Origin of the sequence: Micromonospora sp. A200 (genome assembly GCF_029893845.1) — a bacterium.
GTDB classification, from domain to species: domain Bacteria; phylum Actinomycetota; class Actinomycetes; order Mycobacteriales; family Micromonosporaceae; genus Micromonospora; species Micromonospora purpureochromogenes.
This window is the reverse complement of sequence record NZ_JARXXY010000009.1, coordinates 100,782-113,973: the sequence shown is the minus strand read 5'-3', so window position 1 is coordinate 113,973 and position 13,192 is coordinate 100,782. Positions and strand designations below refer to the sequence as shown.

Sequence of the window (13,192 nt, the reverse complement as noted above, 5' to 3'; positions counted from 1 at the left end):
CCTTGAACTGGCGGGTCTGTGGGGAACAACACTCCGGGCAAGCCTACGCCGGAGCCCGGTCCGGACGCTGACTGCGACCCGACGGTACGCCGACTTGTCATCGTCATCGAGTACGGGTCTCGGCGGCGTATCGTTCGCGCCGATGGCCGAGAACATTGCCCGGGTCTTCGCCGACGCGATCGCGACCGACCCCGCCCGCCCCCTGCTGACCTGGTACGACGACGCCACCGGCGAACGCACCGAACTGTCCGGCGCGACCCTGGCGAACTGGGTGGCCAAGACCGCCAACCTGCTCGTCGACGAGCTCGCCCTCTCCCCCGGCGATGCCGCCGCGGTGCTGCTCCCGCCGCACTGGCAGACCGCCGCGGTGCTGCTGGGCTGCTGGTCGGCGGGGGTGACGGTGGCCGACACGCCGGGCGACGTGGACGTGCTCTTCGCCGCCGCCGACCGGGTCGCCGAGGCGGCCGCCTGGTCGGCCGGGGACCGGTACGCCCTGGCGCTCGCCCCGTTCGCCGCCCCGCTGCGCGAGGTGCCGGCCGGTTTCGCCGACTACGTGGTCGAGGTACGCACCCACGGCGACCACTTCACGCCGTACTCGCAGGGTGGCCCGGGCGACGCGGCGCTGCTGGGCCCGGCGGCCGACCGCGCGACGGAGCTGTGCATCGCCCCCGGCGACCGCCTCCTGGTCGACGCCGCCCAGCACCCCGACCCGGTCGACTGGCTGCTCGCCCCGCTGGTGCGGGGCGCCAGCATCGTCCTCTGCGGCAACCTCGACGCCACCCGGCTCGACGGCCGGGTGGCGTCCGAGAAGGTGACCCGGATCCTCGCCTGAGCCGGGCCCCGCGACCCGCGCCGACGGGTACGGAGCGGGTCAGGCGGGGGTGGGGGTGTCGTGGTCGCTGGCCCGGCGCTGGGCGAAGGTGGCGAAGGCGGTCAGCGACTCGGGGTTGACCAGGGCGCCCTTGGCGGCGGCCGAGTCCACCGGGGTGCCGGTGAGGATCTTCTTGACCGGCACCTCCAGCTTCTTGGCCGACAGCGTGCGCGGCACGGCGCGGACCTGGTGGATCTCGTCCGGAACGTGCCGGGGTGACAGGGCGGTGCGCAGCTCGCGGCAGATCTTCCGGCGCAGCGCGTCGTCCAGCTCCAGACCCTCGGCGAGGACCACGAAGAGCAGCAGCTCGCCCGCGCCGCCCTCGTCGTCCTCCAGGTGCACGACCACCGAGTCGACGACCTCGTCCAGCCCCTCGACCACCGAGTAGAACTCGGCGGTGCCGAGCCGCACGCCGCCCCGGTTCAGGGTGGCGTCCGAGCGACCGGTGATGACGCAGCCGCCCCGGTCGTTGATCGTGATCCAGTCGCCGTGCCGCCACACCCCGGGGTAGACCTCGAAGTACGCCTCCCGGTAGCGGCGGCCGTCCGGGTCGTTCCAGAAGCCCACCGGCATGCTCGGCATCGGCGCGGTGATCACCAGCTCGCCCAGCTCGCCGATGACCGGGGTGCCGTCGGCGGAGCGAGCCTCCACCCGCGCGCCGAGGGCCCGGCAGGTGATCTCACCGGCGTACACCGGCAGCAGCGGCACCCCGCCGACGAACCCGGTGCAGACGTCCGTGCCGCCGGAGAGGGACTGGAGCTGAAGGCGCTCGCCGACCGTCTCGTACACCCAGGTGAAGCCCTCGGCGGGCAGCGGCGCGCCGGTCGAGCCGACCCCGCGCAGCGCGGCGAGGTCGGCGATCTCCCGGGGCACCAGGCCGGCCTTGCGGCAGGCCAGCAGGAACGGCGCCGACGTGCCGAAGTACGTCGTCCGGGTCTCCTCGGCCAGCCGCCAGAGCGCACCCAGGTCGGGGTGGCCCGGGTTGCCGTCGAAGAGCACGATCGTCGCGCCCACCGCCGGGGCGGAGACCAGGAAGTTCCACATCATCCAGCCGGTGGTGGTGAACCAGAAGAACCGGTCGGCCGGGCCCAGGTCGTGGTGCAGGGCGAGCATCTTCAGGTGCTCCAGCAGGATGCCCCCGTGCCCGTGCACGATCGGCTTGGGCAGGCCCGTGGTGCCGGAGGAGTAGAGCACGTAGAGCGGGTGGTCGAACGGCACCGGGGTGAAGGTCAGCGGCTCGTCGGTCGCGGCGGCCAGCTCGTCCCAGCCCAGCGCGCCCTCTGGTGGGGCGCCCGCCGGGTCGAGGTAGGCGATACCGACGGTGTGCTCCAGCGAGGGCAGGGCGGCCCGGATGGCGGCCACCTCGCCGCGCCGGTCGACCGGCTTGTCGCCGTACCGGTAGCCGTCCACGGCCACCAGCACCTTCGGCTCGATCTGCTGCCAGCGGTCGGTGACGCTGCGGGTGCCGAACTCCGGCGCGCAGGAGGAGAAGATCGCGCCGAGGCTGCTGGTGGCCAGCAGCAGCACGTACGTCTCCGGGATGTTCGGGGCGTACGCGGCCACCCGGTCCCCGGCGACCACGCCGAGCCGGCGCAGCCCGGCCGCCACCCGGCGGACCTGCTCGCGCAGCTGCGCGGCGGTCAGCGTGACCGGCGCCCGGGTCTGGCCGTGCGCGATCACCACCGGGTCGTCGTCCGCGCGGCCCGGCATCCGCAGCACGTTCTCGGCGTAGTTGAGCGTCGCTCCAGGGAACCAGCGGGTGCCCGGCATCGCCGGGTCGGTCAGGGTCGCCGTCGGCGGGGTGTGCGCGACGACCTCGAAGTGGTCCCAGATCGAGCGCCAGAACGCGGCCAGGTCCTCCACCGACCAACGCCAGAGCGCGTCGTAGTCGGCGAAGTCCAGCCCGCGGTGCTCACGCAGCCAGCGCAGGTAGTTCCCGATCCGCGACCGCTGGAGTACGTCCGCCGGCGGCGTCCACAGCACGTCACCCACTGCTCCACCCTCCCTCGGGCCCCGCACCACACTGTGAATGGGCCGTGGCGCCATCTTGCCCTACCTCGAAGCGTCATTCTCCGCACCCGGCCCCGGTCAGGGGGCGTGGCCGGCCCACACGCCGGACCGGCCACCTGTGTGGGTCCCGCCGCGACGGGCCGGGCGGGCCGCCTCAGCCGGCCCGGTGCGCCTGGATGGCCCGGCGCCGGGCCAGCCGGTGCGCCCGGCGGATCTCCGCCTCCCGGAACCGGCGCTCGTCCTCCAGGGTCTCCGGCAGCACCGGCCGGACCGCCCGGGGCGCGCCGCCCACGTCGACACCGACGAAGACCAGGTACGCGGTGGCCACCCGGACCGGCTCGTCCTCGGCCGAGTCCCAACGCTCGGCGACCACCCGGACGCCCACCTCCATCGAGGTCTGCCCGGTCCAGTTCACCTGGGCGTGCGCGTGCACCAGGTCGCCCACCCGGACCGCCTCGGAGAAGACGATCTCGTCGATGGCCGCGGTGACGGCGGTGCCCCCGCTGTGCCGCGCCGCGGCGGCCCCGGCCACGTCGTCGACGAACTTCATCAGCACCCCGCCGTGCACCGTCCCGTAGAGGTTGACGTCGACGGCGGTCATGATGCGACTCAACGTGACCCGGGAGTACGAGGTGGGCTTGCCCGGCGGGGCGGCGGAGGGGTGCTCGGTCATGGCGGAAACGGTACGGTGCGCGGATGCGACATCTCTGGAGCTTCCTCGCCGGGTTGGTGGTGGCGCCCATCACCTGGGTGCTGATCACTCTCGGGCAGGACGGGTCGGGTCGGACCGTGAACCGCTGGGTGGAGATCGGTACGTACAGCACGCCCAACCTGATCGAGCCGGCCGTCTACCTCGGCGTCGCCGGCATCCTGCTCGGTCTGCTCGGCACCCTGCGCATCTCGCCGCTCGGCCCCCTCGTCGCCGGGCTGCTGCTGGTCATCCCGTACGTGGGGATGTTCATCGCCCCGTTCACCGTGCTCGACAAGATTCCGGACAACTGGAAGGTGCTCGGGGACCCGCTGCCGCTGGACCAGCCGGTGCGGAACGGCACGCTGTTCCTGATCGGCCTGCTGCTGCTGATGGCGACCTTCAGCGTGCAGCGGTGGCGACAGTGGCCGGCGGCGCCCTCGACCGGGGCGGAGCTGACCCCGGCCGACGACACACCGCCGGAGAACACCTTCACGCTCGGCGACTGGCCGCCGTCCGGGGCGCGGAGCGAGCAGGACACCGCCCCGCTCACCCTCGGCTACCCGGACGTGGGCACCCCCACCGAGCCGCTGCCCCGGCGCAGCGGCACGGAGTCGCCGTGGACCGCGCCGCCCCGCTACGGGTCCGCGAGCGACAGCACCGACAACCGTTGACGGCCGCGGGCGGGCCGGAGAACCGGCCCGCCCGCCCGACGCGTCGTCGTCAGCCCTTGAGGAGCTGACGGGCCATCACGATGCGTTGCACCTGGTTGGTGCCCTCGTAGATCTGGGTGAACACCGAGCGCACAGCCGCTGAGCTGGGAAAACTCGCTGAACTGCCCTACAGAAATCGGGTCACGGCGAGTGAGGGCGCGTCGCAGCAACGACTAGCAGCGTCCAATGCTGCGCGATGGAACGTCGAATGGCCTCATCGGCTGCCACCGGAAGACCGGGTAGGGCATACGGGGGTGGTGCCTGCGCCGGGGACTGATCACTTACGGACTCGGGCCGAAGCTCGTCTGGCGAAGTGCTGGCCGAGCTTCGCCGTGAGCTGCAAACGTTCACTCAGAGGCACCTCGCTGGACTTGGCACTGTTGAAGTCATCGCCGACGTACCGCGGAACGATGTGCCAGTGCAGGTGGAAGATGTCTTGAGCGGGAGGCCCAAGGTTAAGCCGCACTGTCGTCCCGCTCGCGCCGAACGCCGCCTTCACCGCCTGTGTCGTCACTTGGAGCGCGGCCAGCATGGGGACCGCCTTCTCGGGAGGCACGTCAGCGATGCCGCCGAAGTGACCGGCCGGAACGAGCAGCATGTGACCTCGGTTGTTCGGCCGCTGGTGAAGTGCTGGGAAGACAACGAACTCGTTGTTGACGGCAAGGCAGACGCCGGGATCGGTAACGCCGGCCGTCACCGAGCAAAACACGCACGACAGATTCAAGATCGCATCTCCCGGATTCGAGCCCCACGCTTCATGGCCCATCCTCCCCGATGGCGGGTGCGACCTACGCTGCGTGGCCGGGCCGGTCGGCCCGGCCACACCTGCTCTGAGCTGCGAAAACAGCCCCGAATCAGCCCTTCAGAAGCTGCCGGGCCATGACGATGCGCTGCACCTGGTTCGTTCCTTCATAGATCTGGGTGATCTTGGCGTCCCGCATCATCCGCTCGACCGGGTAGTCGCGGGTGTAGCCGTAGCCGCCGAGCAGCTGCACCGCGTCGGTGGTGATCTCCATGGCGGCGTCGGAGGCGAAGCACTTGGCCGCCGCGCCGAAGTAGGTCAGGTCGGCGTCGCCGCGCTCGGACTTGCCGGCGGCGGCGTACGTCAGCTGCCGGGCCGCCTCCAGCTTCATGCCCATGTCGGCGAGCATGAACTGGATGCCCTGGAACTCCGCGATCGCCTTGCCGAACTGCTTGCGCTCGGCCACGTATCCCTTGGCGTAGTCGAGCGCGCCCTGGGCGATGCCGACGGCCTGCGCGGCGATGGTGACCCGGGTGTGGTCCAGGGTCTGCATCGCGGTGGCGAAGCCGGTGCCCTCGGCGCCGATCATGCGGTCGGCCGGGATCCGGACGTTGTCCAGGTAGACCTCGCGGGTCGGGGAGCCCTTGATGCCGAGCTTCTTCTCCGGCGCGCCGAAGCTGACGCCGGCGTCGGCCTTCTCCACCACGAAGGCGGAGATGCCCCGGGAGCGGGCTGTGGGATCGGTCACAGCGAAGACGGTGTAGTACTCCGACACGCCCGCGTTGGTGATCCACCGCTTCACGCCGTTGAGCACCCAGTGGTCGCCGTCGCGCACCGCCCGGGTGGTCATCGACGCGGCGTCGCTGCCCGCCTCCGGCTCGGAGAGGCAGTACGAGAACATCGCATCGCCCGACGCGACCCGGGTCAGGTACTTCTGCTTCAGCGCCTCGGAGCCGGCCAGGATCAGCGGCATGGTGCCGAGCTTGTTCACCGCCGGGATCAGCGAGGACGAGCCGCAGGCCCGCGCCACCTCCTCGATCACGATGGCCGTGGCCAGCGCGTCCGCGCCGGCGCCGCCGTACTCGACGGGGATGTGCGGGGCGTGGAAGTCCGCGGCCCGCAACGCGTCGTAGGACGCCTTGGGGAACTCACCGGTCTCGTCCGCCTCGGCGGCGTTGGGGGCCACCTTCGCGGCACAGACCTCACGGACCGCCTCCCGGATCGCCTCGTGCTCCTCCGGCAACCGGTAGACGTCGAACGACTGCTCTGCGGCCATGTCGGCCCTCCCCTTTCACCGCTATCATGCGCAGTCTGTGGCGTTTTGAAGGTCCGCCGACTGCCGCAGAGTGAAGGATAGCCATCGGGTCCGGCCGGACCTTACCGGCGGGTAGGCTCGCGCACGACCAGCGTCGACACGGCACGACTATCCTCACACAAGACGACAAAGTTCCCTCGGCGCCGGCCATGGCGCCCCAGCCGAACGCGACGCAGCGACGCGCCGCCAGTGCGAGCGGAGAAGACAGGCGTGACGATCCCGTACCCGAACATCCAGCCGGTGCCGGCCATCACCCCGGTGACGCCGCCCTCGGGTGCCCCGCGACCGCGGGTGACCTTCCTCGGGACCGGTTACCTCGGCGCGACGTACGCCATCTGCTACGCCGAGCTGGGTTACGAGGTCCTCGGCTTCGACGTCGACGCCGACAAGATCGCCAAGCTGAACGCGGGCGAGGTCCCGATCCACGAGCCGGGCCTGGACGAGCTGCTCCGGCGCAACCTCGCCGCCGGTCGGCTGCGGTTCAGCACCGACATCGGCGAGGTCGCCGACTTCGGCGACGTGCACTTCATCTGCGTGGGCACCCCGCAGCGCGCCGACGGGATGGGCGCCGACCTGTCGTACGTCGAGGCGTCGGTGACCAGCCTGGCCCAGCACCTGACCCGCAAGGCGCTGATCGTCGGCAAGTCCACCGTGCCGGTCGGCACCGCCGAGTGGGTGGAGCAGCTCGTCGGCAAGCACACCCCCACCGACCTGGGCGTCGAGGTGGCCTGGAGCCCCGAGTTCCTCCAGGAGGGCTTCGCCGTCGACGACGTGCTGCGCCCCAACCGGATCGTGGTCGGCGTCAAGACCGAGTGGGCCAACGGCATGCTCTACGCCGCCCACAAGGGCGTCTTCGACCTGGCCGCCACCGAGGACCGCGAGGTGCCCCTGGTGGTCACCGACTTCGCCACCGCCGAGCTGGTCAAGGTCGCCGCGAACGCCTTCCTGGCCACCAAGATCTCCTTCATCAACGCGATGGCCGAGGTCTGCGAGGCCTCCGGCGGCGACGTCACCCAGCTGGCCCGGGCGATCGGGTACGACCCGCGCATCGGCAACCGGTTCCTCCAGGCCGGGCTCGGCTTCGGCGGCGCCTGCCTGCCCAAGGACATCCGCGCCTTCCAGGCCCGGGCGCAGGAGCTGGGTGCCGGCGAGGCGCTGCGCTTCCTGCACGAGGTGGACCTGATCAACCTCCGCCGCCGTACCCGGGTCCTCCAGCTCGCCGCCGACCTGCTCGGCCGTCGCTCCGGCCCGGCCGGCCCGGACTTCTCCGGCACCCGGATCGCCGTGCTGGGCGCCACCTTCAAGCCCAACACCGACGACGTCCGCGACGCCCCGGCGCTCGCCGTCGCCGCGCTGCTGGCCAAGTCCGGCGCGGACGTGCACGTGTACGACCCGCAGGGCACCGAGAACGCCCGCCGGGTGGCCCCCGAGCTGACCTACGAGGCCAGCATGAACGACGCGGTGACCGGCGCCGACCTGGTCTGCGTGCTCACCGAGTGGGCCGACTTCCGCAACGCCGACCCGCTCGTCCTCGGCGAGCTGGCCGCCGGGCGCAAGGTGGTCGACGGACGCAACTGCCTCGACTCCACACTGTGGACCCAGGCCGGCTGGGAATACCGCGGCATGGGCCGCCCCTGACGGGTACGCGCCGACGCGCCGGCCGGGAAGCACCGCTTCCCGGCCGGCGCTCGTCGTTGGGCCGAATCGCCAGCGGCAGGTGTCGAAATCCGCGCCGGGGCAGGGCATGCTCGACACTGGAGGTCCACAGTGCGGGCCGGCCGGGTGGAGGGGTGTCGTGGAGAGCTTTCAGTGCTCCTCGTGCGGGCGGCAGATTCAGCCGGCCGCCCGTTGCCCGCACTGCGGCGCCGAGCAGCCGCAGTGGCGGGAACACCTGGCCGAGATCGAGCGGTCCATCGCGGAGATGAAGGCGCGCGAGGCGGCCATCCTCGCCGAGCAGCGGCAGATCGCCGCCAAGATGCAGGCGGCCCTCTTCCAGCGCGACATCCTCGCCCACGCCGGTGAGGAGCGGACCAGGCAGGCCACCCGCCCGCGCCGGGTGCTGCGCCGCAAGCCCGGCCGCCGACCCCCGACCGCCGCCACCGGCGCCCCGCCCCGGGTGCCCCGGCAGGGCGCCGCGCCGCCCGGGTCCGACGACGGTCCGCCGCCGCCACCGCGCGCCACCGCCACCTGGCTGGACGCCGACGATCCGGAGCACCCGCCGGAGGCGTCCTCCCGCGAGGTGCAGAACATCCCGCTCGGGCTCGGCGCGCTGCTGCTGGCCGTGGCCGCGGTGGTCTTCGCCGCCGTCGCCACCAGCTCGATGGACGCCCTCGCCCGGCTGGGCATCCTGCTGGTCGCCACCGTGCTGCTGCTGCTCGCCCCGCCCGTGCTCGCCCGGCGCGGGCTCACCTCGACCGCCGAGACGATCGCCGCGGTCGGCCTGCTGCTGGTGCCGCTGGCCGGGTACGCGCTGTGGGCGGTGGACCGGATCGGCGCCGGCGGTGCCTCCGGCGCGGTCTTCTCCGGGGTGATCTTCGCGGTCACCGCCGCCGTCGCCCTCGGGTACGCCCGGGGCACCGGCCTGCGCGCGCCCCGCTTCGCCGCCGTGCTCGCCGCCCAACCGGTGGTGCCGCTGCTGGCGTACGACCGGATCACCGGCCCCGGCGGGTGGGCGTTCGCGCTGACCGTCGTCGCCGTGCTCGACCTCTTGCTGGCCCGCTCGTCGCTGCTGCTGGAACGCCCGGTCCGCCGTGACCTGCCGGTCGACCCGCCGCCCGCGCCGACCGCGCCCCGGCAGCGCACCGCCACCGAGGGCCGGCCCGAGGCGGCGCCCGAGGAGGCCGGCGAGGTGCTCGGCGAGTCGGCCGCCCCGGCACCGGCCGAGGTCGTCCGGCCGGTGCCCTGGCTGCCCCAGGTGACCTGGCTGCTGCACGGCGCGGCGGTGGCGCTCGCCCTGGCGTACGCGGTCACCGCGCTGCTGCGGGCGGCCACCGTACCGGCGGCCACGGTGGCCGGTGCGGCGCTGCTGCTGGCCGCGGCGGTGGCCCTGGCCGGCGCGCTGGTGCTGCGGCGACCGCCGCTGCCCGACGTGGCCGCCGGCATCATGACGCTGGCCGTCATCGGGGCGCTGGGCCGGATCGCCTCGGTCGCCTACCCCGGTCGGGCGCTGCTGCTGATCGCCGCCGTCATCACGCTCACCGGGCTGGCCGTGCGGGCCGTACCGGAGGCGGCCCGGCGCGGGCCGCAGTTCGCCGCCGCTGCCGCGCTCACGGTCAGCGGGGTGGTCGTCGCCGGCGGCGCCCTGCGCGCCGGCCTGGCCCCGGCCCGCGCGGCCCTGCCGGCCTGGAACGCCGACCTGACCCGGTTCCCCGGCGAACTGGCGGCGGCGGTCGGCCCGGCGGCCTGGCAGTTGGCCGCCAGCGCCCTGCTGCTGACCGTGGCGGCGGTGCTCGCCCTGCCTCCCGAGATCCGCCGCGAGTTCGCCGTGGTCGGCGCGGGGCTGACCGCGCTCGCCGTGCCGGCCTCCCTCGGCCTCGGCTGGGCGGCCGCACCGTGGCCGATGGTGCTGACCGCGGTCGGCATCGGGGTGCTCGGCCTCTCCGCCGCCACCACCCGCGCCGCGCTGGTGCACGCCGTCACCGCGACGGTGGTGGGCGTGATCGGCGCCGGGGCCGCGCTGAGCCGGCCCGCGCTGACCGCGGCGGCGCTGGTCACCCTCGTCGTGGCCGGGGTGCTGGTCGCGCTCGCGCCCCGGGTGCGGATCACCCCGGCGGCGGCCGACACGCTCTCCGGCTGGGCGGCCGGTGGGGCGTCGTTCGCGCTGCCGGGCGCGGTGGCCGCCTTCGTCGCCGCCACCGAACCGGCCGTCCCGGCACCCACCCCGGCGGTGCTGCGGGAGCTGACCGTCCCGATCCTGGCCGCCGCCTTCCTCGCCGTCTGCGTCACGCTGGGCTACGCGGCCATGGTGCAGGTCTCCCAGCGACACATCGCGCTGCCGCACGCGGCCGGCACGGCGCTCGGCGCGCTCGCGGTCGTCGCCGCCGCCTTCGGCGCCCCCGGCACCACCGCCGCCGACGCCTGGGTGGGCGGGCTGCTGCTGGTCGCCACCGTGCTGCTCCTGCTCGCCCCGCGGATCGACGCGGGCCGCCGGTCCGACCTCGCCCTCGACGGCTCCGACCTGGCCGCCGCGGCGGTCACCGCCGCGCTGATCGCCACGCTGGCCCGGATCGCGGCGGTGATCTCCGCCGGCGGGCAGCTCGCCATGGCCGCCGCGCTGGTGCTGCTGGTCGCCGTCGCGGCCCGGGCGATGCCGGAGGAGTGGCGCCGCGGGCCGGTGCTCGGGATCGCCGTCGGCGGCACCCTGATCGGCCTGCTGGCCGGCTGGTCGGCCCTGCGCGGCGGGGTCGGCGTGCTCGCCACGCCCGGCCCGATCTGGGCCGGTGACCTCACCGGCTGGCCGGCCGCGCCCACCGGCGGCGCCACCTGGCAGGCCCCGGTGGCGCTGGCGATGCTCGGAACGGCGGCCGGGATCCTGCTTCCGCCGCCCTGGAAGTACGACATCGCCGGCGCGGCGGTCGTGCTCGCCACCATCGGGGCGCCCGCCGCGTTCGACCTGCCCTGGTGGTCGCCGGTGCTGGTCGGGACGATGGTCGCCACGGTCCTCGGGATGGCGGCGGTGGCCTCGGCCGACCCGCGCGCGGGGCTCTCCCGGGCGGTCGCGGCCGGTGCGGTGGCGCTGCACGCCGCGGCGGCCGGGCTGGTCCGGCCGTGGACCACCGCGCTGGCGCTGGGCGCCATCGCGCTGATCGGCCTGGTCGTCGCGGCGCTGGCCCGGGGGCTCGCCCCGTCGCTGACGGAGGACGTGGAGACCGAGGGGATGCCGCCGCACCTGGTGCGGATCGGCGGCGCGGCGGCCGGGGCGGCCCTGCTGGCGCTGCCGGGCGCGGTCGCCGCGCTGGCCGCCGAGTTCGGTCACTCGGCCCAGGTGGTGCTGACCGGCGCGCTGGCGGCGTCCAGCATCGGGCTGGCCGGGGTCGCCGCGGTCCGCCGCCAGGTGCCGCAGTATCTGCCGTACGCGAGCGCGGCGATCGTCGGCGGCGCGACCGTCAGCGCGCTGGCCGCGATCTTCGCCCACCTCCCCTCCGGCGTGTACGCCGCCGCGGCGGCGCTGCTCGGGGTGCTCGCCGAGCTGGTCCGGGCGGCCACCGTCCCGCCGGTCGGCTCGGCCCAGCCGGTACGCCGGTGGGCCGTGCTGCTGGACGGCGCGCTGCGCCGGCTGCCGGACGACGGCACCCGACGCCGCTGGCGCATCAGCCCGGCCGTCGGGGCCTTCGCCGCGGCGGCGCTGCCGACGGCGCTGGCCCTGGCCTCGCTCGCGCCGCTGCTCTACATCGCCCTGGTGGAGCCGCACCGGATGCTCTCCCGGATCTGGCAGGGGCCGCCGCCGGAGCTGCTCACCCCGCCCCCGGAGACGGTGGACCCGACCCACGTGCTGACCGCGCTGCTGCTCACCGCGACCGCGGCGCTGGCGGCCACCGGGCTCAGCGGCGGGCGGCGCGCGCGGGCCGTACCGGTGGTCCTGCCGGGGCTGGCGGTGACCCTGCTGATCACCCCGGTGGCGCTCGGCCACGCCTGGCCCGAGAGCGCCCTGGCGGCACTGGCCGTCTTCACCATCTCGATGCTCGGGCTCGCGCTGACGCCGCCGCCGCCGCTGGCCGAGCCGGCCCGGTCGCTGCGGGTGACCCGGGTGCTGGTCTTCGCGATCGGGCTGGCCGGCGGCGGCGCCGGGCTGGCCGGCAGCCTCGGCACCCAGGGCCTGACCCTGTTCACGCTGGGCGGGGCGGTGGGCGTCGGCAGCGTCGCGGCACTCTACGGCGCCACCCAGCGGGCACGCATCCTCGGCTGGCTCTTCGCCTCGCTGATGGCGCAGCTCTTCGTGCTCACCGCCGGGCTGGTCGCCGGGCTCGCCGCCGTCTGGTCGGCGTTCGGGGTGCTGGCGGTCGGCGCGGCGTTGCAGGTGTTCGCGGCGACCCTGCCGAGGCTGCGCCGCCCGGAGGCGCAGCCCGAGGCGGCCACCGTGGAGTGGACCGGATACGCGGCCGCGCTGATCGCCCTGGCGCTGGCCTACGACTCGCCCCGACACATCGCCGCCCTGCTGGCCGCCTGGGGTGCCGTGCTCGGGATCGCCGCGAGCCGGCCGGGGCGCCGCCCGCTGGAACGGCAGATCCTGTTCTGGGCGGTGGTCGCCTGCGAGATCACCGCCTGGTGGATCCTGATGCGGGTCGCCGCCGTGGCGCTGCCGGAGGCGTACACCCTGCCGTTCGCGGCGCTCGCCCTGCTGGTGGGGGTGCTGGAGCTGCGGCACCGGCCGGACCTGTCGAGCTGGGTGGCGTACGGGCCGGCGCTGGTCACCGCGTTCGTGCCGACCCTGGCGATCGTGCTGGCGACCGAGTCCAGCATGCTGCGGCAGGTGCTGCTGCTGCTCGGCGCGGTGGCGGTGCTGATCTTCGGCACCACGAGCCGGCAGCAGGCACCGGTGATCGTCGGCGCCACGGTGACGGCGATCGCCGCGGTGCACGCGCTGTTCAGCCTCGGCCCGTGGCTGGTGCTGATCCCGGTCGGCGTGGTGCTGCTGGTGCTGGGCGCGAGCAACGAGCGCCGCCGCCGCGCCCAGGAGCGGTTGCAGACCGCGCTGCGCGGCATGAGATAAATCGGAGGGTCCCTGTGGCGTGAGTGCCGTGTTGCGCAGAGCGTGCCGGGGGTCGGATCACGAACTGCTTGCTCAGGCCGGTGCGGGGGGGCCTCGTCGCGGCCGGGGTCATACCGGGGTCGCTCGCCGGGCGGCGCCGGGCGG

The 13,192-nt window shown here is 74.4% G+C and carries 8 protein-coding genes; 4 read left to right on the top strand and 4 right to left on the bottom strand.

Annotated features, from left to right (window positions below; all coding sequences use genetic code 11):
• Nucleotides 1-142: 142 nt before the first annotated feature.
• Nucleotides 143-832, top strand: a complete 690-nt coding sequence (locus M2302_RS11295) for a TIGR03089 family protein (RefSeq protein WP_280837869.1) — start codon at nucleotides 143-145, stop codon at nucleotides 830-832.
• A gap of 39 nt (nucleotides 833-871) precedes the next feature.
• Here the strand turns inward: M2302_RS11295 and M2302_RS11290 are convergent, their stop codons facing one another.
• Together M2302_RS11290 and M2302_RS11285 are read right to left on the bottom strand one after the other, a co-directional pair.
• Nucleotides 872-2,863, bottom strand: coding sequence for an acetoacetate--CoA ligase (locus tag M2302_RS11290; protein WP_280837868.1), 1,992 nt, complete (start codon nucleotides 2,861-2,863; stop codon nucleotides 872-874).
• A gap of 172 nt (nucleotides 2,864-3,035) precedes the next feature.
• A complete protein-coding gene (locus M2302_RS11285; RefSeq protein WP_154939395.1) occupies nucleotides 3,036-3,554 on the bottom strand; it encodes a hotdog domain-containing protein in 519 nt (172 codons plus the stop codon).
• Nucleotides 3,555-3,577: 23 nt separating this feature from the next.
• Here M2302_RS11285 and M2302_RS11280 point away from each other — a divergent pair, with 23 nt between their 5' ends.
• Nucleotides 3,578-4,243, top strand: coding sequence for a hypothetical protein (locus M2302_RS11280; protein WP_280837867.1), 666 nt, complete (start codon nucleotides 3,578-3,580; stop codon nucleotides 4,241-4,243).
• Nucleotides 4,244-4,559: 316 nt separating this feature from the next.
• On the opposite strand, the gene M2302_RS11275 is transcribed toward M2302_RS11280, so the two are convergent.
• Both M2302_RS11275 and M2302_RS11270 read right to left on the bottom strand, forming a co-directional pair.
• Nucleotides 4,560-5,048, bottom strand: coding sequence for an HIT domain-containing protein (locus M2302_RS11275; RefSeq protein ID WP_280837866.1), 489 nt, complete (start codon nucleotides 5,046-5,048; stop codon nucleotides 4,560-4,562).
• Between the two features lie 88 nt (nucleotides 5,049-5,136).
• Nucleotides 5,137-6,300: an acyl-CoA dehydrogenase family protein gene (locus tag M2302_RS11270; RefSeq protein ID WP_280837865.1), complete on the bottom strand. Its 1,164-nt coding sequence runs from the start codon at nucleotides 6,298-6,300 to the stop codon at nucleotides 5,137-5,139.
• Nucleotides 6,301-6,549: 249 nt separating this feature from the next.
• Between M2302_RS11270 and M2302_RS11265 the strand changes: the two genes are divergently transcribed.
• Together M2302_RS11265 and M2302_RS11260 are read left to right on the top strand one after the other, a co-directional pair.
• Nucleotides 6,550-7,977, top strand: a complete 1,428-nt coding sequence (locus tag M2302_RS11265; protein ID WP_280837864.1) for a UDP-glucose/GDP-mannose dehydrogenase family protein — start codon at nucleotides 6,550-6,552, stop codon at nucleotides 7,975-7,977.
• A gap of 157 nt (nucleotides 7,978-8,134) precedes the next feature.
• Entirely contained in the window at nucleotides 8,135-13,048 is a 4,914-nt protein-coding gene (locus M2302_RS11260; RefSeq protein WP_280837863.1) for a permease, read from the top strand.
• Nucleotides 13,049-13,192 lie beyond the last annotated feature (144 nt).

What these genes read in the sequence shown, in the direction of transcription:
- M2302_RS11285 (WP_154939395.1), bottom strand. Translation starts at nt 3,554, where the DNA reads ATGACCGAGCACCCCTCCGCCGCCCCGCCGGGCAAGCCCACCTCGTAC.
- M2302_RS11280 (WP_280837867.1), top strand. Translation starts at nt 3,578, where the DNA reads ATGCGACATCTCTGGAGCTTCCTCGCCGGGTTGGTGGTGGCGCCCATC.
- M2302_RS11295 (WP_280837869.1), top strand. Translation starts at nt 143, where the DNA reads ATGGCCGAGAACATTGCCCGGGTCTTCGCCGACGCGATCGCGACCGAC.
- M2302_RS11270 (WP_280837865.1), bottom strand. Translation starts at nt 6,300, where the DNA reads ATGGCCGCAGAGCAGTCGTTCGACGTCTACCGGTTGCCGGAGGAGCAC.
- M2302_RS11275 (WP_280837866.1), bottom strand. Translation starts at nt 5,048, where the DNA reads ATGGGCCATGAAGCGTGGGGCTCGAATCCGGGAGATGCGATCTTGAAT.